Source organism: Clostridium folliculivorans, assembly GCF_024341905.1.
GTDB lineage: Bacteria > Bacillota > Clostridia > Clostridiales > Clostridiaceae > Clostridium_AR > Clostridium_AR folliculivorans.
In genome coordinates this window covers 22258-41724 of the sequence record NZ_BQXY01000006.1, presented here as the reverse complement: position 1 = coordinate 41724, position 19467 = coordinate 22258, and the positions used below count along the sequence as shown (strand labels likewise).

Below are 19467 nucleotides of genomic sequence, written 5' to 3'. Positions count from 1 at the left end.
TCTACATTTCACCACTAGTTGGATAAAAATTCACTCCAATTCTAATTAAGCATTATTATTATCTTATTCATTAAACTTATATTCACTTAATTTTATTAATCATAATAATATATTCTATATCAATTATTATTTTTTAGGAGCTCTATGTTTGATTACCCATTCTCAGATGACTATTTTCAGTATTATAGGGCAATTTATAGTATTACAATTAATACAGAAGCCCATACATTAACCTTATTTAAGTCCGATAAATTCTTTAAATCTTATACAGTTGCTGTAGGCAAAGCTTCGACACCTACTCCAAAAGGAACCTTTAAGATAGTAAATAAAGCTACAAATCCAGGTGGCCCATTTGGTGTAAGGTGGCTAGGACTCGATGCCCCTAATGGCGATTACGGCATTCACGGAACTAATAATCCTGCTTCAATCGGCAAAAACATCTCAAATGGTTGTATTCGCATGTATAACAAAGATGTACTGGAGTTATCAAATTTAGTACCTATAGGTACTGTTGTAAAGATTGTTTAAAAATAACGAATCAATATCGTTTGAAAAAAGTCTAAATAATATTGATTTATATTTTACCAATATCATTTAGACTTTTTTCTTTTTATAAATATATAAGATTTACACTAGCTTTTCTTTATACTCTTTATAAAGAATGGAACTTCGTAACTTAGCATTACAATCCATCCAAAACCACAGCTCAATGCTATGCCTGCAACTCCGAACTTTGGAGCAAATATATAAGAGAAAATCACTCGTCCAATCATTTGTACAAAGGTTGACATTAATGTTATCTTTAAATCACCCATTCCTCTAAAATACCCTTGTATTCCATTTGTCCAACTAGGTAATAGATAGAAAAATGCCATCATTTCAAGATACATTACTCCCATATTTACAACTACATCATCACTACCATTTATAAAAAGTTTCATTATGGTCCTTGATCCTAAAAAAATCACTCCACATATTATGAACCAGTAAATAGTTTCTAACTTTAACCCCGACCATAATCCTGGCTTAATACGGTCATTCTTCTTAGCACCTCTATTCTGAGCTAAAAAAGTAGTCATTGCTTGGGCTATGCTTTGTTCTGGCATAAAAGCAAAATCATCTACCCTATTAACTGCATTGAAGGCTGCAATAGCTTGTATACCTAGTGGATTTACCGCTCCTTGGACCAATACTTTTCCTACATATAAACAAGTCTGCTGCATTGCAGTAACCCAGCTATAATTTATTGTACTTCTAAGTAAAGCTTTATCTAATATAATTTCTTCTTTAGAAAAACGTAAAAGTGGGACCTTAAAATATATATATGCAATACAAAAAACACTAGAAAACATCTCAGCTGTAACGGTAGCTATAGCTGCTCCAGCTACTCCCATATGAAATAATTTTAGAAATATTATATCCATTACCACATTCAAAATAGATGAAATCATTAGAAATTTAAGTGGCGTTTTTGAATCTCCAATACTTCTTAATGTTGCCGCAAAAACATTATATAAAAAGGTAAAAATAAGCCCAAAGAAAATTATTCTTAAATAAATAGAGGCATCTGGAATAAGTTCTTCTGGAGTCCTTATTAATCGTAAAATTGGTTTAGTAAATGCCACACAAAAAATAATTATGCATGAAGTGAAGATGAAACCACCAATCATTGTAGTTGAAACTTCCCTCTTAAGTTTCTTGATATTCCCAGATCCAAAATATTCGCTCATTAAAACAGATGCGCCCATGCAAATACCAATTATTAAGAACATAACTATGTTCATAATAGGATTGGCTGTACCTACTGCAGCTAATGCTTTAGTTCCTACGAAACGCCCTACAAAAATAGAATCTGCTGCATTATAGGTAAGTTGAAATAAGTTACCAAGAATCAATGGTATTGAAAAACTAATCAAATGTTTAGGTATGCTACCTTTTGTCATATCTGTAGTCAAGACTCATCACCGTCCGATCATTTTATAATTGTTCTATAACTATTTATATAAATTTGTATTGCTTCATCTTGTTATAATCAATGAATATTGAAATCTCTAAAACTCATTAAATTCGCCATTGTTCACGTGAACATTGCCACACTTATTATTCTATACTATTTTTTTAGCAAATGAAAGCACATGTAAAAAAAATCGCTAAATGATCCCTTAGCGATTTTTTCATTTGGATATCTATTTACGTGATTAAAGTTATATGTGCATCCATTAAACTAATATTTCTCTTATATATGAAGCTATTTCTTCATTCTTGCAATTTTCAAAGAAATATTCCTTGAATTTTTCTCCACTTATTGCTCCCTTTAATAAGTCTTGGTCTATACCCTTTAGTATTGTTATGATATCTTTATAGGTAACTTTCTTAACCTCATCTAATATCTTCTTGTTTCTTTGTTCAGGTACAACACGTTCTCTTGGGTATCCTCGTCCGCTTTCACCTTCGAAAAGTCTTTCAAAAACATATTGAAGATTAAGCTCTGCTCCCCATCCAAAACCTTTTGCGAACGGCATAGATATTGCATTTCCGTCATTTATTTGAGCAAACATATATGCATCAGATGGATCTACTACATACCCACATATAACTCCTGGAAATGAGTTACATGCAAGCATAGCACCTGCCCCAGTACCACAGCCTGTTATTACATAATCTACTGCACCAGAATTAAGTAATATAGCTGCTAGTATACCATTTTGAACATAAGTAAGAGAATTTTTATCTTCTGCCCCGTACATACCATAATTGAATACTTGATGTCCCATAGGTTCCACAACCTTCTTTAGAGCAGTATATACTATTTCATTTTTTGACGCCTGGCTATTTTCATTGATTAATGCTATCTTCATGTTATAAATTCCTCCAATTTTATATTCTAACCTATTTGTTTTCTTATTTTTTAATCGCTGTTAAAGCACTGTTCTGAAATTAATTAGTTAGCCACTTTTTTATAGCTTATTGATTCAGTTTTCCTAGTTGAGTTAAGATACTTCAATCAACATAAAAAATGTGCCCACTTACAAAATCTAAACCATTTAATGTCAAGAACACTTATGTCTCAATAAAGTCTTCTTTCTACTTCGTAATAAAACTTATTATTTTTAAATTCTCTCACAAGAAACCGTGAGAGTTTTAAAGATAGATTTCGGTTCGAACTGGTGCATCTTTATATCAAGTATAGCAATTAACATTTTCAATTTCTTGTTATTTTTTATATTAAATATTGCAATTATTGAACAACAATTTTATACTTATATCAATGATTCAATTTTGAAGGTTCAAAAATGTTATCCTACATATATTTCTGAATCTTAAACCGATTTCTATGAAACAATTTTGAAATATAAGTTCTTATATATACTAAATTACAAAGAGGTGATTCTATCTTGAAAGAGCTTAATTCATGCAAAGAGTCGATACTACAATGTATGAATACTAAAAGTTTTGCAATTGCCCATCTGTACAAAGATGAGAAAAGTATGGATATTCATGTTCATGATTGTTATGAAATATATTATTCGATCTGTGGAAGTAAGCAATTTTTAATAAATAATAAATTCTATGACATAAATCCAGGTGATTTATTTGTAATTAACCAATACGAAAGCCATTATTTATCTCAAACTGACCAGATGAAGCTAGAACGAATTGTTATATCTGTACATCCTGAATTTGTACGAAATCTTTCTACTTCAATGACTAATTTAGATTATTGTTTTTCCTTCCGTCCAGAACACTTTAATCACAAATTATCACTGACAAAAGATCAGCAGCAAAGATTTATGTATTATGTAAATAAGATTAATTCTGTTGAAGCATACGGAAGTGATATCATTGAGAAAAGTTCCTTTATGGAATTATTGGTAATGATTAATTCATTATACCAAGCCAGTGCTATGGATGACTTGAAAGATGCCTCTTACAAGTATAATGAATTAGTTGAAGATATCCTTACTTATGTAAATCTTAATATCTGTAATCCAATCACTATCGAAAGTTTATCAAAGCACTTCTACATAAGTAGTTCTTATTTATGTAGAATATTTAAATCTACTACTGGAACTACAATTAATAAGTATATTACAGCAAGAAGAATCAGTATCGCTAAATCACTTCTTGCATCTGGCTCTAATGTAAATGATGTGTGCGAGAAATGTGGATTTAACGATTATAGTAATTTCTTAAAGTCATTTACGAAAACTGTTGGGATATCGCCTAAGAAATATTCACTTTACTCCTTTACTTAAAGAAGCTTCTCATTATTAGTTTAATATTAATGTTATCTAATTATTTTTATATATAAAAAGAAAGTAAAGACACGTTTTAAATAACCTGTGCTTTACTTTCTTATTTATTATAGATACTTTAAATTATTCTACTCTTAACTAGTTATCACTCAAATCCTCACCATTAGTTGAGATAACCTTCTTGTACCAATCAAAGGATCTTTTCTTTGATCTTTCAAGTGTTCCATTACCTTCATTGTCTTTATCAACATATATAAATCCATAACGTTTTTTCATTTCCCCAGTAGTGAAGGAAACTAAGTCTATACATCCCCATGGAGTATACCCCATTAACTCAACTCCATCAAGGTTTATAGCTTTTTCCATCTCTTCTATATGTGCTCTTAAATATGCTATTCTATAGTCATCATTTACTGTACCGTCTTCTTCTTTTACATCGATAGCACCAAAGCCGTTTTCAACTATGAATAATGGTAACTCATATCTCTCATATAACATATTTAATGAATATCTTAAACCTACCGGATCAATCTGCCATCCCCAATCTGATGCTTTTACATAAGGGTTTTTAACTGTTGACTTTTGACCACCAGACAATCCATCTGCAGCCTCGTTAGCTCCAGTCTTAACTGCATTAGACATGTAGTAGCTAAATCCAATATAATCTGCAGTTCCTTCTTGTAGTATATTAGCATCTTCAGGTTCCATCTTTATATTATAACCTTTTCTTTGCCATTCCTTCAATGCATACTTTGGATAATGTCCTCTGCAATGAACGTCTGCAAATAAATATCTGTCATGCATTGCTTCTACAGAAAGCATCATATCATCAGGATGACATGAAAATGGATAAATTGGAACAAAAGCAATCATGCAACCTATCTTAAGCTCTGGATTTATTTCATGTCCAGCCTTTATTGCTAATGCACTTGCTACAAGTTCATGATGAACTGCTTGGTACATTATTTCTTCTCTATTTTCACCTGCTTCAAATCTAACGCCTGAACAAGTCCATGCAAATATATCTACATCCACATTCTTTTGATTATTGATTTCATTAAAAGTCATCCAATACTTTACTTTATGTTGATATCTTGTGAATACTGTCTTTGCATATCTTACAAAACAGTCAATTACTTCTCTACCTCTCCAGCCACCATATTTTTTTGCTAGGCCATAAGGCATTTCAAAATGAGATAAAGTTATTACTGGCTCTATATTATTTTTTAATAGTTCATCAAACATGTCATCGTAAAATTTTAGTCCTTCTTCATTTGGTTCTAATTCATCTCCATTAGGAAAAATTCTTGACCATGCAATTGATGTCCTAAAGCATTTAAAGCCCATTTCTCCAAATAAAGCAATATCTTCTTTATAATGAGTATAAAAATCTATAGCTTCATGGTTTGGATAGTTATTGCCTGGAATTGCTCCATCAGTAATGACTCTTGGAACTCCGTGCGCACCTGCTGTCATAACATCAGCAACGCTTGGACCTTTTCCTCCTTTATTCCATCCGCCTTCTAATTGATGTGCAGCAACAGCACCACCCCATAAAAAATTCTTAGGAAAACTCATATGTATATCCTCCTTATGTTCTTAATCCTTATTATTTTATTATAGATACTATATTCTAATTTTTGATTTTAATTTAAGCTCCTTATTTTAACTATCAATTTATACCTATATAGAAATTCTTTAGAAAATAATTCAAAACACGTATTAATTGAATTTTAACAGAGCACAATTATAAATTATTGTATTAAAAGATATAATCTATTTTATTATATACAACTTTTAAAATCGTTTTCAAATATAAAAAACATAAACTGTGTTAATACAGTTATACACTTAACCTTAATAAAACTCATATTATGTCTTAAATTTGTTATGCATACCTATCTATAGCCTACTTGATTTATAATTCCCTAAATAAAAATGGATAGTTACAATAACTATCCATTAACATTTATATAAACTATCCTTTACTCAATAATTAGAAATTTTTCGCCAAATCTTTAGCCTTATTTATTGCACCATTTACTATTGCATCTACATCTTGCCCCATAACATCCAACATCTCCGCTGCTACTGTGGTAAAATCTGTTACTCCAAAGAACCCAAAAATCGTTCTTAGGTATCTATCTCCCATTTCAAAGTCTGCTGCAGGACCTTCTGAGTATGCACCGCCTCTTGCCACTATATTTATTGCCTTCTTACCTTGAAGCATACCAACTGGACCTTGTTCTGTATATCTAAAGGTTATACCTGTGACACTTACATAATCGATATATGCCTTTAGTATAGCAGGTATACTTAGATTCCATAGAGGTTCAGCAATAACATATTTATCAGCTTCTGCAAATTGATATGCATATTTCAATACAGGATGCTTCTTGCTTTCCTCATTCTTAGGACCAAAAACAGACCCAAGATCTTCTGCTGACAAGAAATTAATATCCTCTTTATACAAATCTAAAGTTATTATTTCATCCTTTGGGTTTAGCTCCTTATACTTCTCAATAAAATTATCAGCTATCTTAAAAGTTCTTGATGCTTCATCTGGTTTACAATTTGCTTTTATATATAACACTTTACTCATATTTTTCAACTCCCTTTAATAATATTCACAATACTTATAATGCTCTTTTTTATAATAAATAAACTTATGGTTTTTATTTTCATATTTTTTGCCAGGTTATATGTACTTTCCCACTTTTTATGTTATGATATTTTCTATAAAACGATACATTTTCAGTTTTTATCAATATAAAAATAACTAAACACATCTTTGATTCGTTACTCAAATACTTCAATTTATGACTTATTCTTGTTTATCATTAAAGGGTTCTACTAAAAAAATCTACTAAGTGATTACATTTCTAAATGCATCAATATAATCTCTTTTCATTAGATTATATATTTTTAAAATCTCTCATCTTTCCAACAAATTTCTTTATATAACTCTTCGATTTTCAGTACTGTAATCTATTAAAACTTTAAATAGATTAAAAATATATAAAACAGGAGGATTATAAAAATGATCACTAAAGTATTTAAAAAGAAATCATTGCTACTCTCACTTGCATCCTTAGTTGTTATAGGACAAGTAGGTCTTTTCGGTGTTTTCAAACCTGAAAAGGCATTAGCAGTTGGAAGTGTATCAAAAAAAGGAGTTGCTTCTAACTACTACTGCAATAATAACCTTACTAAACTTAGCGACCTTAATGTAGGCTGGTTCTACAACTGGTCAACTAACTACAGTGCCACAACTTCTACAAATATGGAGTATGTACCTATGGTTTGGGGAAGAGATTATGTAACTTCCTCAAATATTACAGCCCTAACTCAAGGCAAAGCTTCAGGAAAGTTTAAAAATCTTCTAGCCTTCAATGAGCCTGACTTAGCAGGTCAAGCAGCCATGTCTGTTGATGAAGCAATAGGTTACTGGCCTCAACTTATGAGTACTGGCTTACGTCTTGGAACCCCTGCTCCAACTACGCCTGATAATGGCTGGCTTGATAACTTTATGACTCAAGCTAACAACAAAGGGTATAAAGTTGACTTTATCGCCCTTCACTTCTATCCAGACTTCACAAACCCTAATTCAATAAATGATATAAAGACTAAGATAACTAATGTATATAACAAATATAAGAAACCAATTTGGATCACAGAACTAGGAACTGTTGATATAAATGCATGGGGAATTCCAACTAGTGTCCCAGTATCTCAACAGGCTGCAGATTCTTATATGCAAAGTGTAGTCGCAATGCTAGAGAGCCTTCCTTTCGTTGAAAGATACGCTTGGTTCATGGATAAATGTCCTACTGATCCAGTAACAAAATACTCATCCTTATATGATAGTAGTGATAACCTTACAAGCATGGGTAAAATCTATCAAACAGTAACTGTTAACAATGCTATCTTCTATCAAGATGCTAATTATGGCGGAACTTCAATAGCATTGCCAAAAGGAAATTACACCATGACTCAGCTTAATGCTGCTGGAATCCCAAATGACTGGATTTCTTCCTTAAAGGTACCTTCTGGCTGGACTGTGGAACTATATCAAAACGATAATTTCACAGGTACAAAATGGACCTTTACATCAAATAGCTCTTACGTAGGTTCTGCAGTAAACGATCAAACAACTTCTATCAAAATTTATTAATCCTAATAGACATAATAGACATAATAGATCAAAGAGCATAAGCTATATACCATCTAGCCTATGCTTTTTTTCAATTCAACCTTACTTTATTATTTCTACACTAAACTTTTCATCAAAATGCAATTCAATATTTTCTGCCCAAGTACATGCTTTTAGGTCCTTTAAGGTTCTATTAAAATAGTTATTAAATTCCTTAGACATATTAATATTCAGATTGCTCAAGCTTTCTTTTAAGGAGAGATTTCTTTCAGATTTATACTTTCTTACCTCTGAAACAATCTCCTCAATAAATTCTCCAAATTCAAGTATTTTCTCTTTTTCTGTATCTACATCAATCCCCCATCCTAAATTATGAATAGATATATTTTTTTCAAAAGCTCTAAAATACTCTTGATATATCTCTTCAGTAATGTACGGAACGTATATAGAATAAAGCTTCAGTATTTCTAAAAGACTTTTATATAAGGCATATTGAGCTGATTTCCTCTCATTGCTTCCGTGTATTTCAGGCTTATATAATCTGTCCTTTATTATTTCTAGGTAATTATCACAAAAATCACTCCAGAAAAATTCATCTACTTCCTTCTTAGCTAGCCCTATCTCATATTGATTTAGATATCCTTTCATGGTTTCTTCTATGCTTTTAGCTTTTTCTATAATCCAACTATCAATCGGTAGAAGCTCCTCTGGTCTTTCTCCATCAAAATCTTGAAGCTGCATAATACAAAAGCTTGCTGCATTCCAAAGCTTAGTAATAAATCTCTTAGACTGCTTAAGTTCCTCTTCAGAAAACATAGTATCAGTGCCAAGCCTTGCACCTGCGGACCAATATCTAAGTTCATCAGCAGAATGTCTATCAATAAGGTCCTTTGGTGATAAAGTGCCATTATTTTTCGACTTACTTATCTTTTCTCCTTTTTTAGCTAAAACGAACCCGCATATCATTATATCCTTCCAAGGAAGCTTTCCTGTATGAAACAAACTTCTAACTATGGTATAAAAGGCCCAGGTTCTAATAATTTCATGTGCTTGTGTTCTCATTCCCATAGGGATAAGTTTCTTAGTTAGATCCTTCTCACCCTTCCAATCTGCATTTATCATTGGAGTTAAAGAAGAAGTAGCCCAGGTATCAAATACAGCTGTTTCAGCAGTGAATTCGTTACATCCACAAGAACAAACAGAAGCTGGTTTTGTCTCTATAGGATTTATTGGAAGCTCCTCTTCCTTTGGAAAAATAGTCTTACCACATTTATTACAATACCAAAGTGGAAATGGAACTCCATAGTATCTTTGCCTTGAAATACACCAGTCCCACTTCAGGTTTTCAACCCAGTTTATATACTTAGTCTTCATTGAAGCAGGGTACCAGTTTATGCTGTCAGCTGCTTCAAGATACTTTTCTTTTTCACTTAATATATCAATATACCACTGCTTTGAAGGTATTATCTCTATTGGCTTTCCACATCTCTCATGAATTGAAACCTTATGAGTAATAGCTTCACTTTTTATTAAAAGGTTATTGTCTCTAAGAAGCTCTATTATCCTTTCTCTAGCATTAGCTACCTTTAACCCTCCTATATAAGGAACTTCATCAGATATTTTACCATTAGCCTCAACTACCCTTTTATAACTCAATTTATGCTTTTCATACCATTCTAAGTCAGTAGTATCGCCAAATGTTGCACACATAACTACACCAGTTCCCTTTTCCAAACTTACCTTTTCATCTGAATAAATTGGTATCTCAAAGTTATAAAGTGGTACTACAGCGGTTTTACATATATACTTTTTATATCTTTCATCTTCTGGATTTATAAATAAGCATACACAGCCATATAAAAGTTCTGGCCTAGTGGTTGCAACTATAATTTCCTCCCCATCAACAAAAAAAGGAATATAATTAAAGGTGCTTTCCTTTTCTGTTGCTTCAAGTTCAGCTTGGGCTATGGAGGTTTGACAAGTAGTACACCATAAAACCGGTGACTGCTTTATATAAGCCTTTCCTGCCTTAGCCATATCTATGAAGGCCTTTTGAGATATTCTTTGTACTCTTTTGTTAATAGTCTCATACTGAAGACTCCAATCTACACTAAAGCCCATTGCTGTCCAAAGACTTTTAAACTCCTCCTCATATTTTTTAGTGGTGTTTAAGCACTTTTCAATAAATTCACTTCTAGGCATAGATGATGCTCTTATACCTTCTTCTTTCTCTACAAGTCTTTCTGTAGGCAAACCATTGTCATCAAAACCAAAAGGGTAAAATACATTCTTACCTTGCATTCTTTGAAATCTTGCTATAATTTCAGCCTGAGTATAGGAAAATATATGACCTATATGAAGGCTTCCGCTTATAGTAGGCGGTGGTGTATCTATCGAAAAAGTTTCTTTATTACTATTAAAATCATATTTATATATCTCATTATCTTGCCAATACTGTTGCCATTTATTTTCAACCTCTGATGGGTTATATTTTTTACTTAACATATTGATTCCTCCTATATAAAAAGTTACTGAAGCTACCTTCTTCAGTGAGTTTTTTTGCGCATCTGCCTTTCCGAATGTATATGAGGAAAATTTGGCAGGCGAATAAGTATTATCTTTTACTGTATATCCATAAAAACTTCTATACCTATTGAAATATCTAAGTTTAGCTTCTATAAAATTCTTATATATTTCCTTACAGTAAAAAAAGTTGGTTTATAATACTAGAAAATCGTGCACTATCTTCTGCATCATAAATTGATAAATAATTTGCATATTATATAAAATCAAAACGACTAGCCGTTAATTCTAAACAAAACAGAAGTTCAAAATTCTTATAAAAATAAAAAAACCTCCGTCCTAAATATAGGACGAAGGATAATCTCCGTGGTACCACCTAAGTTTGTACTGATGTACACTCTCATTATAGTGCGGGCATTTTATACTGCCGATACTACTTCCCTTTTAACAGCGGGATCTCCGTTAAAGCCTACTCTCTCATAGATTTCGGTTTACAGCTCAGAGGCTACCTTCATAATACACATCATAGGAAATTTCCACCGTCATTCCCTCTCTTTATTTCAGTTATATAACTACTCTTCCTCTTCAAAGCCTTTATTTATTAAATTATACATATATTATCAATTATACAATGTACTGTCAACACCTAATTTGTGTTTTTATATATTATATGCTCTATGTTTAATATTATTGAACTTTTATTTGTTTATATTCATTTTTTATAATTATTTAATTTGGTAATATTTTTATACTCTTAAAATCATAGATTATATAATGCTTCAAAATTTTTATTTAAATTAATCCACTCTATTAATTCTTGCCAGTTGTATTTTTTATGCAATAATGTTTATAAAAGTACATGATATAATAATATGTAACTTATAAAATTAATAAGAAAGAGGTGAATGTAATGAAGAAAACTGTATTAATAACAGGCGGAAATAAGGGCATCGGATTAGAATGTACACGACTATTTCTTAAAGATAATTATAAAATTATAACAGTTGCAAGAGATTACACTGATTTTGAATTCAATGATAATGAGAATGTTGAAAAGATCCAGTACGATTTATCTTATTTAAGTGGCATAGAGAAGTTAGTTGGTAAGCTTGGTCATATAGATGTATTAGTTAATAATGCTGGAATAATGAGTTCTATTCCTTATGATATTTATTCGGAAGAAGAAATAAAAAAAATTATGAATATCAATCTTTATGCACCAATAGAACTTATAAAACATGTTTCAAAATCAATGATTGCATCTGGCAATGGGAGAATTATAAACACATCGTCAATTGCAGGACAAATTGGACATCCAGATATATGGTATGGTGTATCAAAGGCTGGATTAATTAATGCAACAAAAAGTTTCGCCAAGTTATTAGGAAATAAAGGGATTATAATAAATGCTGTAGCCCCAGGACCCGTAGAAACAGATATGATGACGCTAATACCTGAGCAAAGAAAACAAGATATAAAAAGCAGCGTTTATTTAGATAGATTCGCCAAACCAGAGGAAGTTGCAAAAACAATATATTGGCTAGCAACTGATAGCCCAGAATATATAAACGGTACATGCATTGATATAAATAACGGTTCATTTCCAAGATAGTACAAAATATATCTTATAATAATAAATGTCATAGATAAACCAGTTCCAATTAGATTGTATCTATCAAAATAATTCTCTATAACAGTCAAACAAATCGTAGTGTGCTTTCTAAATAATTGAACTGGGATATCTATTCCTCTTAATCAGATAACAGATTATAATATAGACTAATACTTAATAAAAGATTTACTTATATTTAAACCCTTAAGCTTTATATTATATAAACTGGCTAAAATTATGAGCAGAATAGTCAGTATTTTTAGAAGCATCGACTAAAAGATGTGTTGATAAATCTACATGCCTTCCTTCTCTCAGTAAACTCATCAGCAATATAGACGTATCAACATCACTTGGACACTTCTCTCCTAATAAGCTCTTTAAGACCACACATACTTCTCCAAAAGTAGGCTTTTGATTAACATAAAGAGCTTGTTTTAAATCATCGTCTACAAAGCTAGTTTTTTCAGGTATTTCCACTGCTTCACCTCTAAATCTCATCTCTAGTATATTCAAAACATAGCCTAATTTTCTTTTTAATTTATTGTCAATTCCTTTGTATAAAAGCCAATGTGAATATGGGTATCTTGGATCCGGCATTTTTGATTTGCATAAAAGCCTAACTATTTCATTCAATTTATCTACCTTATCCGTAAGTTCGTTTACTTGATTTTGTAAATCTTCAATTGTTAAATTTTCGCTCATGGCTCTCCCCTTGAAACTTTAGATTTTGCCTAAGGTTATATTTTCCATTAAGTTAATTATAAGCACTTTCTAATTTATCAACAAGACCACTATTATATTATTAAAAATTCAAATCAATAACCTGCTCTTTTAATTTTCTAAATTGTTATATATGCTTTAAAACACAAGAAAACTGTAAATTTAAAAATTTTTATAATTAAAACTTTTTAAATTTTTACCATGTAAAAAATTTAACTTTTTAACTTTAAAAATTTATAACTTTTTAAAAAGTTATTGATAAAATCAGGGTTGTAAGGGATTTCTGTACTTTAAGTGATATATTTAAGCTACAGTTTTGAAAGAAGCAAAGAGAGAAGCGCTCTATCCTCGCAAGATTAGCACTTCTCTTCTTAACATATTTCGTTAAAATCCAATAGCCTTAAAACAAAATAAATATTCTTACAAGTAAAAATTAAATATCTATTATAGAATACATCTTAGTATTATATCTTTAACTTCGTCCCTTGTAAGTACATCATCATCCTCAAATTCTTTAAGTGCTTCTAGTATAGCTTCCTTTTCTGGAACTTCTGCAATTTCATTAAACGTAGTGGCAATTCCATATCGCTTATAAATACTTTCTGTTGCAGTAATTCCTTCTTCTATCACTTGTTTTTTACTTTTAGAATTTGGATCTACCTTCATTACATTAACAGCATAATTATACACTTGATCGCTATAATGGTATGACATAACCCTTATCCATTTTGAAAAAATGACTGCTACAGCCTGACGATAGTTTACATGGAATAATTCCTCTGCAATTGTTTCGCAGCCGTAAAGGGACCATGCACCTTCTTTTCCACATCTTATCATTCCAAAAGTGTTAACCGCAGATGCCCACATAAGATCAGCTCTTGCTTCGTAATCCTTTGGATTATTTAAGACAACCGGTATGTTATCTAGAACTGTTCTCATCACTGTCTCGCAAAAGCCTTCAGCAATTTTACTGCTTCCTCCAAAATAGCTTGAGAATAATTGTGCAAAGGTCACTAGAGCACCGTAAGCAGTTTCTTTCTGATTTACTGAATATGTTAATTCAGGATTTAATATAGCAAATGAAGGATATTTACCATACAATGAACCACGTTCTCCGCTTTCATGATCTTCTATTTCAGCTGCTGCATCTACTTCTGAACCACCTGAAGGGAATGTAGGAACTTCACCTACAGGCAACATTTCTTTATCCTTTGGTGAAAATTCTCCTGAAAGATAGTCCCAAAGGTTATCATTTTTAGCACCGAAGGCAATGATCTTCGCCATATCCATGCATACACTGCCGCCTATACCAAGCACTACCTCCACAGCTCCATCCTTACATATTTTTATTGCTTCCAATACCTTTGAATAAGCTGGCGTTACATTTCCACCAAAATCCACATATGAAATCTGATTTTTTATAAGTACATCAGTAATCTTTTCATAGTTCCCACTGGACTTAAGGGAATTTCCTCCATAAACAAGTAGAACTTTATCTCCATATTTTTTTATTTCTTCCGGGAGCTTTTCTAATGCATCACTTCCAAAATGTATTGTAACTGGATTGTTATACGAAAAATTAAGCATTGGACTTCCTCCTTGTTAATACCAATTCATTGAAATTAATTAACTAGTTCTCTTTGATAAAACTCAGATTATTAATTAATTGAAAATGTAATATTTACCTTACCTGAGCCTACAGCCTCAAGAAGACCAGTGGTGTTATCAATGTGTCCGATCTTTACATAGCTATATGAGGTATTAAACGACTTGTAGAAAAGAACAAGACAGTTATTACCATAAAGCATTAAATCACCTTCGTTAATTTTACCTGGAGATATAGATTTATCTGCGCACAAATTACTTGATAAATAATTATATTTTTCATTACCATTGAGTTCAGACATATCCACCGTTAAGGGTAATTGCTTAATAAACGCTTTAGTAGTATCATTATCCTCAATAGTTGCGATAAATGTCTTATTTCGAACTAATATATTTATGGTAGTCATTTCTTTCACTATTGCATTCTCCTTGGCACTATCTGTTTGACTTTTATTTTCTGTATCAATTGAGCTTGAGTTGCTCTCAGAAGCAGTAGACTTTTCAGATGATGTCTTATTGTTATTTAATTTAGTAGTATTACATCCTACAAAAGTAAAAATAACAGCAAGCGTAAAAAAAATCGATATACTCTTTTTCATTCTATCTGCTCCTTTCCTATTTTTAATATCTTATTTATTCTATTCTATATCAATTAGTTCATATTCTCTGGATCCAACACCTACCCTAGCAGCTTCTTCAACAGTATGAATTCCATGTTTTTCTTCCATTCGATGTATTAAACTTGCTTTTCCTTGGTCGTCTGATTTATATACCAAATCAACACAAGCTTGATCTAAAGCAACTGGGTCTAAAGAAGCAAGAATTCCGATATCCTTCATTTCCGGATCCTTTGGACAAGAATTACAATCGCAATCTATTGAAATGTCACGCATAACATTAATAAATACAATATTATCTTTTCTATAGTCAACGATTGAACTGGCTGCTTCTGCCATTGACTCTAAAAATGCATCCTGAGGTGTATTAAAGAAACCATCAGGTTTGTCGGCATTTCCAGCTGTATGAATATGTAGCTTTCCCTTACTTGATGCAATACCAATTGAAGTATTTTTTAATGCTCCTCCAAATCCACCCATTTGATGTCCCTTAAAATGAGATAATATTAATAAAGAATCATAATTTGCTAAGTGACTGCCAACATAGTTAACTTTTAAATGTTTGCTATCCTTAATTGGTAGCTCCAGCTCTCCTTCTTCATCCATAATGTCTACCTTAAATAGATTAGTAAATCCATGCTCTTGAATTGCTTTCCAATGTTCTTTAGACTCCATCCTTCTTCCTGGATAAGCTGTATTGCATTCAACTACTGTTCCATGAACATAGTCAACTAACTCTTTCATAAATTCTGGCTTTAAAAAGTTCTTTCCTCCAGGTTCTCCAGAATGGACCTTAACTGCAACCTTACCACTTAGTTCTTTTCCTAGTTCTTTGTAAATATTGACCAAACTCTCTGGTGTAATATTTTTTGTAAATAATACTTTTGATTTACTCATATTCTCATACCTCTCATTTTTTATTTTTATCTATATTTAACAATGTAATTATTCTTTCTATATTTATCTTCTTAGTCTTGATCTTTTTGATGTCTGTGAATGGCTTCTGTGCCAGCCTCAATTGCAGTCTCATAATACCCTATCTTGTGTATAATAGCTTGCATAACCCTATTTAACTCTTCCATTTGCTTTTGAACATCTTCTTTTCTTTCAAGAAAAATATCCATACGCTCTTTAAGGGTACTATCACCTTCTTCACACAAGTCCATGTACCTCTTTATGTCTTTTATAGACATTCCAGAATTCTTCATACAAGTTATGATATCTAGTCTTTGAAAATCTTCATCTTTGAAAACCCTAGTTCCATTTGGTTTCCTATATACAAAAGGAAGAAGTCCTTCCTTATCGTAGTAACGCAAGGTTGGAACCGTAACCCCCATTTTTTCTGCAACCTGTCTAATTGTATAGTTCATGATGGCCCTCTTTCTTAACTTAGTTATTATTAATCATAATTTTTCTATGCATCCACTAGCAGATCTAAATTTTAAAAAACGTTCCCCTTTATAATCTAACTTGCCCCATTCATACTCAGGTACTCCACTAAAAATCCGCTCTCTAACTTTAAACTTTATCTTACTGCCAGTATCTAATTCAAAAACTAAAATTAAATCTGTATTACTAGTGATAGCACCATTCACATGTACATCAGTGTGAATATCTCTTGTTTTTATAATGAGCCTTGCCTTAGTAGTTAGTACTGGCAATTTTTCGTTATTTCTATATGTGATTATTACCTTAATAATTATGGAAGTTACAAATAAAATAAATATAACCTTCCCCACCATCATATAATACCTGTATCTCCACAAACCTTTTTATATAATTCAAATCCTTTTTTCAGACGAGTAAGTCCATCTTCCAAACGTGCTCTTGGACATGCGATGTTCATCCGAATAAAACCTCTTCCAGATTCTCCATAGGATTGGCCGGTAGAAAGATATAATCCTACTTCACTACGCAAGAACTCGCATAGACAGGTTGTATCCTGTGCAATTCTACTACAGTCAAGCCACAAAAGATAAGTTGCATTAGAAGGAACCAGATATAATTCCGTTAGTTCAGATGCTATAAACTTCTCTACAACTTTCTTGTTTTCTTCTATATAGGAGCGAAGCTCGTTAAGCCACTTTTCTCCTTTAGTGAAGGCTGCAATTGTAGCTTCCATAGCTATTGCATTTGGTTCAGCCACTTCATCTGTATTTAGCGCCTTATTTATTTTGTGCCTTAGCACCTCATTTGGAACCATAACTGCTGCAGTTTGTACTCCAGCTATGTTGAAGGTTTTTGTTGGTGCAATACATGTGATACTGTTATTTGCACATATTTCAGAAACAGAGGCAAATGGAATATATTCATGCTGCATATCAGTCAAATCACAGTGAATCTCATCCGAAAGAACAAGCACGTGATGCTTATAGCATAATTCTCCAATCCTTTCCAATGTCTCCTTATCCCATACTTTTCCTATAGGGTTTTGAGGGTTGCATAGAATCATCATGGTTGTTTGTGGATCAGAAAGTTTATCTTCCAAATCTCTGAAATCAATACTGTATTGTTTTCCATCATACAACAGCTTATTCTCCACAATATTTCTGCCATTATTCACAATAGAATTAAAGAAGATATTGTAAACAGGTGTCTGAACCAGTATGTTTTCCCCCACAGATGTCATTTTCCTAACTGCACTAGAAATAGCAGGCACAACTCCTGTACAAAAAATCAACCATTCTTTATCTATATAAAAATTGTGTCTTCTCTCCCACCAGTTACTAATGGCCTGATACCAATCGTCTGGAACAATGGTATAACCTAAAATTCCTTTTGCTACTTTTTCCTGAATCGCTTCTATAATTTCCGGAGCGGTTTTAAAATCCATATCTGCCACCCACATAGGTAGCACATTTTCATTCACATCCCATTTTAGAGAATTTGTATTATGCCTGTTTGTTAATGATGAAAAATCATATTGCATATTTTATTTCCCCCGTTGTAATCTTTGTCTTCTCAGGATCTATCTTTGTCTTATCCATAATCAGTTCACCAATCCCTTTTGCTCGGATTATACCGCCAGACGGGTTCATAATACTATCAATTTCACTACAAATCTGTACATCTACTGTAGAATATTCAAATGCTAGAGTTGTATTCAACAATGTACAATTTTTCATCACAAGATTGTCAATATAACATAAGCCCTGTAAGCTCTCAATGGTACAGTTTACAAAGGTTAAATTCTTAGAATTCCACCCAAGATATTCTCCTGAAATAAAGGAATCGTAGACTGTTACATTTTCACAGTTCCAGAATGCATCCTTTGACAGCATTTTTGCATTATGGATTTCAATATTTTTTCCTCCGTCAAATGAATAGTTGCCTACCAACTGAAATCTGTCAATTTTGATATTTGAGCTGTTCATACCAAAGTAATCTCCCTTGGCTGTTACATTTTTGAAAGAAATCTCATCACAGTTCCATAAAGTCTCACCAGCATTAGGTATGTTTACATTATCTAATTTAATCCTTTTTGCACGTCTAAAGTTCTTAGGTGCTTCAATTATAGTATTCACTATTTCAATATTATCTGTATACCAGATTCCAGAACGAGCCATTTCAAACAATACGCTATCTTCTACCAAAATATCTTTACAATACCATAAGGGATATTTCCACTTAAAAATACTGTGGTCTATTTTAATATTTTTACTCTCCTTTAATGGAGATTCACCGTCAGCAAAAGTAGAATAAGAAACCTTCAAGTCTTTACTATGGAATAATGCTCTTTCACCTGTAAGTAGCTGTTGTTTTATTAGTTTCATATAACTCTAATCCCCCATTTTTACTCATTATTCGCAATTTTAAATCTTAATTTAGTACTTATTAATTGTATTTACATAACTATGATAAATGATAAAGTTAACTTTAGGTCAATACCCAATTTAAAAGAAATTCGTAAAAAGAAAAGTTAAATTCTTGTTTGCAAGGTTAAATTCGTGTTTGACGCTTTTAACCTTGCATTATTTATTT

The 19467-nt window shown here is 31.9% G+C and carries 17 protein-coding genes and 1 other annotated feature; of the genes, 4 read left to right on the top strand and 13 right to left on the bottom strand.

What is annotated here, in order from left to right; all coding sequences use genetic code 11:
* Nucleotides 1-144: 144 nt before the first annotated feature.
* On the top strand, nt 145-528 hold the full coding sequence (locus OCU55_RS16530) for a L,D-transpeptidase (RefSeq protein ID WP_261853397.1): 384 nt from the start codon (nt 145-147) through the stop codon (nt 526-528).
* Between the two features lie 104 nt (nt 529-632).
* Here the strand turns inward: OCU55_RS16530 and OCU55_RS16525 are convergent, their stop codons facing one another.
* Together OCU55_RS16525 and OCU55_RS16520 are read right to left on the bottom strand one after the other, a co-directional pair.
* Entirely contained in the window at nt 633-1955 is a 1323-nt protein-coding gene (locus OCU55_RS16525) for an MATE family efflux transporter (protein ID WP_261853396.1), read from the bottom strand.
* 264 nt (nt 1956-2219) lie between these two features.
* Nucleotides 2220-2858 (bottom strand): RpiB/LacA/LacB family sugar-phosphate isomerase, encoded by a 639-nt coding sequence (locus OCU55_RS16520; protein ID WP_261853395.1) that lies wholly within the window; start codon nt 2856-2858, stop codon nt 2220-2222.
* A 537-nt stretch (nt 2859-3395) separates the two neighbouring features.
* Between OCU55_RS16520 and OCU55_RS16515 the strand changes: the two genes are divergently transcribed.
* On the top strand, nt 3396-4256 hold the full coding sequence (locus tag OCU55_RS16515; RefSeq protein WP_261853394.1) for an AraC family transcriptional regulator: 861 nt from the start codon (nt 3396-3398) through the stop codon (nt 4254-4256).
* Nucleotides 4257-4394: 138 nt separating this feature from the next.
* Here the strand turns inward: OCU55_RS16515 and OCU55_RS16510 are convergent, their stop codons facing one another.
* Together OCU55_RS16510 and OCU55_RS16505 are read right to left on the bottom strand one after the other, a co-directional pair.
* The gene (locus OCU55_RS16510; protein ID WP_261853393.1) at nt 4395-5834 is read right to left on the bottom strand and encodes a 6-phospho-beta-glucosidase; all 1440 of its coding nucleotides are present in this window, start codon (nt 5832-5834) and stop codon (nt 4395-4397) included.
* Nucleotides 5835-6252: 418 nt separating this feature from the next.
* Complete coding sequence (locus OCU55_RS16505; protein ID WP_261853392.1) at nt 6253-6858, bottom strand: FMN-dependent NADH-azoreductase; 606 nt, start codon at nt 6856-6858, stop codon at nt 6253-6255.
* A 438-nt stretch (nt 6859-7296) separates the two neighbouring features.
* Here OCU55_RS16505 and OCU55_RS16500 point away from each other — a divergent pair, with 438 nt between their 5' ends.
* On the top strand, nt 7297-8430 hold the full coding sequence (locus tag OCU55_RS16500; RefSeq protein ID WP_261853391.1) for a glycosyl hydrolase: 1134 nt from the start codon (nt 7297-7299) through the stop codon (nt 8428-8430).
* A gap of 81 nt (nt 8431-8511) precedes the next feature.
* Here the strand turns inward: OCU55_RS16500 and OCU55_RS16495 are convergent, their stop codons facing one another.
* Nucleotides 8512-10914: a valine--tRNA ligase gene (locus OCU55_RS16495; protein WP_261853390.1), complete on the bottom strand. Its 2403-nt coding sequence runs from the start codon at nt 10912-10914 to the stop codon at nt 8512-8514.
* Between the two features lie 361 nt (nt 10915-11275).
* Nucleotides 11276-11530: a binding site (T-box leader), on the bottom strand.
* A gap of 312 nt (nt 11531-11842) precedes the next feature.
* Here OCU55_RS16495 and OCU55_RS16490 point away from each other — a divergent pair.
* Nucleotides 11843-12544 carry an SDR family NAD(P)-dependent oxidoreductase gene (locus OCU55_RS16490; RefSeq protein WP_261853389.1) on the top strand — a complete coding sequence of 234 codons (702 nt, stop codon included), beginning with the start codon at nt 11843-11845 and terminating at the stop codon, nt 12542-12544.
* Nucleotides 12545-12760: 216 nt separating this feature from the next.
* Here the strand turns inward: OCU55_RS16490 and OCU55_RS16485 are convergent, their stop codons facing one another.
* The 8 genes from OCU55_RS16485 to OCU55_RS16450 form a co-directional block, all read right to left on the bottom strand.
* Nucleotides 12761-13246: a hypothetical protein gene (locus OCU55_RS16485; RefSeq protein WP_261853388.1), complete on the bottom strand. Its 486-nt coding sequence runs from the start codon at nt 13244-13246 to the stop codon at nt 12761-12763.
* A gap of 462 nt (nt 13247-13708) precedes the next feature.
* Nucleotides 13709-14851, bottom strand: coding sequence for an iron-containing alcohol dehydrogenase (locus OCU55_RS16480; protein WP_261853387.1), 1143 nt, complete (start codon nt 14849-14851; stop codon nt 13709-13711).
* Nucleotides 14852-14922: 71 nt separating this feature from the next.
* Nucleotides 14923-15468 carry a cyclophilin-like fold protein gene (locus OCU55_RS16475; RefSeq protein ID WP_261853386.1) on the bottom strand — a complete coding sequence of 182 codons (546 nt, stop codon included), beginning with the start codon at nt 15466-15468 and terminating at the stop codon, nt 14923-14925.
* Between the two features lie 39 nt (nt 15469-15507).
* Nucleotides 15508-16383: a DUF362 domain-containing protein gene (locus OCU55_RS16470; protein WP_261853385.1), complete on the bottom strand. Its 876-nt coding sequence runs from the start codon at nt 16381-16383 to the stop codon at nt 15508-15510.
* Nucleotides 16384-16454: 71 nt separating this feature from the next.
* On the bottom strand, nt 16455-16856 hold the full coding sequence (locus OCU55_RS16465; protein WP_261853384.1) for a MerR family transcriptional regulator: 402 nt from the start codon (nt 16854-16856) through the stop codon (nt 16455-16457).
* Between the two features lie 33 nt (nt 16857-16889).
* Entirely contained in the window at nt 16890-17231 is a 342-nt protein-coding gene (locus OCU55_RS16460; RefSeq protein WP_261853383.1) for a DUF2500 domain-containing protein, read from the bottom strand.
* Complete coding sequence (locus OCU55_RS16455) at nt 17228-18415, bottom strand: MalY/PatB family protein (protein WP_261853382.1); 1188 nt, start codon at nt 18413-18415, stop codon at nt 17228-17230. The genes OCU55_RS16460 and OCU55_RS16455 overlap by 4 nt, the downstream gene beginning before the upstream one ends.
* Entirely contained in the window at nt 18405-19259 is an 855-nt protein-coding gene (locus OCU55_RS16450) for a DUF3737 family protein (RefSeq protein ID WP_261853381.1), read from the bottom strand. Before OCU55_RS16450 ends, OCU55_RS16455 begins: the two co-directional genes overlap by 11 nt.
* Between the last annotated feature and the right edge of the window lie 208 nt (nt 19260-19467).

What these genes read in the sequence shown, in the direction of transcription:
- OCU55_RS16530 (WP_261853397.1), top strand. Translation starts at nt 145, where the DNA reads ATGTTTGATTACCCATTCTCAGATGACTATTTTCAGTATTATAGGGCA.
- OCU55_RS16520 (WP_261853395.1), bottom strand. Translation starts at nt 2,858, where the DNA reads ATGAAGATAGCATTAATCAATGAAAATAGCCAGGCGTCAAAAAATGAA.
- OCU55_RS16510 (WP_261853393.1), bottom strand. Translation starts at nt 5,834, where the DNA reads ATGAGTTTTCCTAAGAATTTTTTATGGGGTGGTGCTGTTGCTGCACAT.
- OCU55_RS16505 (WP_261853392.1), bottom strand. Translation starts at nt 6,858, where the DNA reads ATGAGTAAAGTGTTATATATAAAAGCAAATTGTAAACCAGATGAAGCA.
- OCU55_RS16500 (WP_261853391.1), top strand. Translation starts at nt 7,297, where the DNA reads ATGATCACTAAAGTATTTAAAAAGAAATCATTGCTACTCTCACTTGCA.
- OCU55_RS16495 (WP_261853390.1), bottom strand. Translation starts at nt 10,914, where the DNA reads ATGTTAAGTAAAAAATATAACCCATCAGAGGTTGAAAATAAATGGCAA.
- OCU55_RS16490 (WP_261853389.1), top strand. Translation starts at nt 11,843, where the DNA reads ATGAAGAAAACTGTATTAATAACAGGCGGAAATAAGGGCATCGGATTA.
- OCU55_RS16485 (WP_261853388.1), bottom strand. Translation starts at nt 13,246, where the DNA reads ATGAGCGAAAATTTAACAATTGAAGATTTACAAAATCAAGTAAACGAA.
- OCU55_RS16480 (WP_261853387.1), bottom strand. Translation starts at nt 14,851, where the DNA reads ATGCTTAATTTTTCGTATAACAATCCAGTTACAATACATTTTGGAAGT.
- OCU55_RS16475 (WP_261853386.1), bottom strand. Translation starts at nt 15,468, where the DNA reads ATGAAAAAGAGTATATCGATTTTTTTTACGCTTGCTGTTATTTTTACT.
- OCU55_RS16470 (WP_261853385.1), bottom strand. Translation starts at nt 16,383, where the DNA reads ATGAGTAAATCAAAAGTATTATTTACAAAAAATATTACACCAGAGAGT.
- OCU55_RS16465 (WP_261853384.1), bottom strand. Translation starts at nt 16,856, where the DNA reads ATGAACTATACAATTAGACAGGTTGCAGAAAAAATGGGGGTTACGGTT.
- OCU55_RS16460 (WP_261853383.1), bottom strand. Translation starts at nt 17,231, where the DNA reads ATGATGGTGGGGAAGGTTATATTTATTTTATTTGTAACTTCCATAATT.
- OCU55_RS16455 (WP_261853382.1), bottom strand. Translation starts at nt 18,415, where the DNA reads ATGCAATATGATTTTTCATCATTAACAAACAGGCATAATACAAATTCT.
- OCU55_RS16450 (WP_261853381.1), bottom strand. Translation starts at nt 19,259, where the DNA reads ATGAAACTAATAAAACAACAGCTACTTACAGGTGAAAGAGCATTATTC.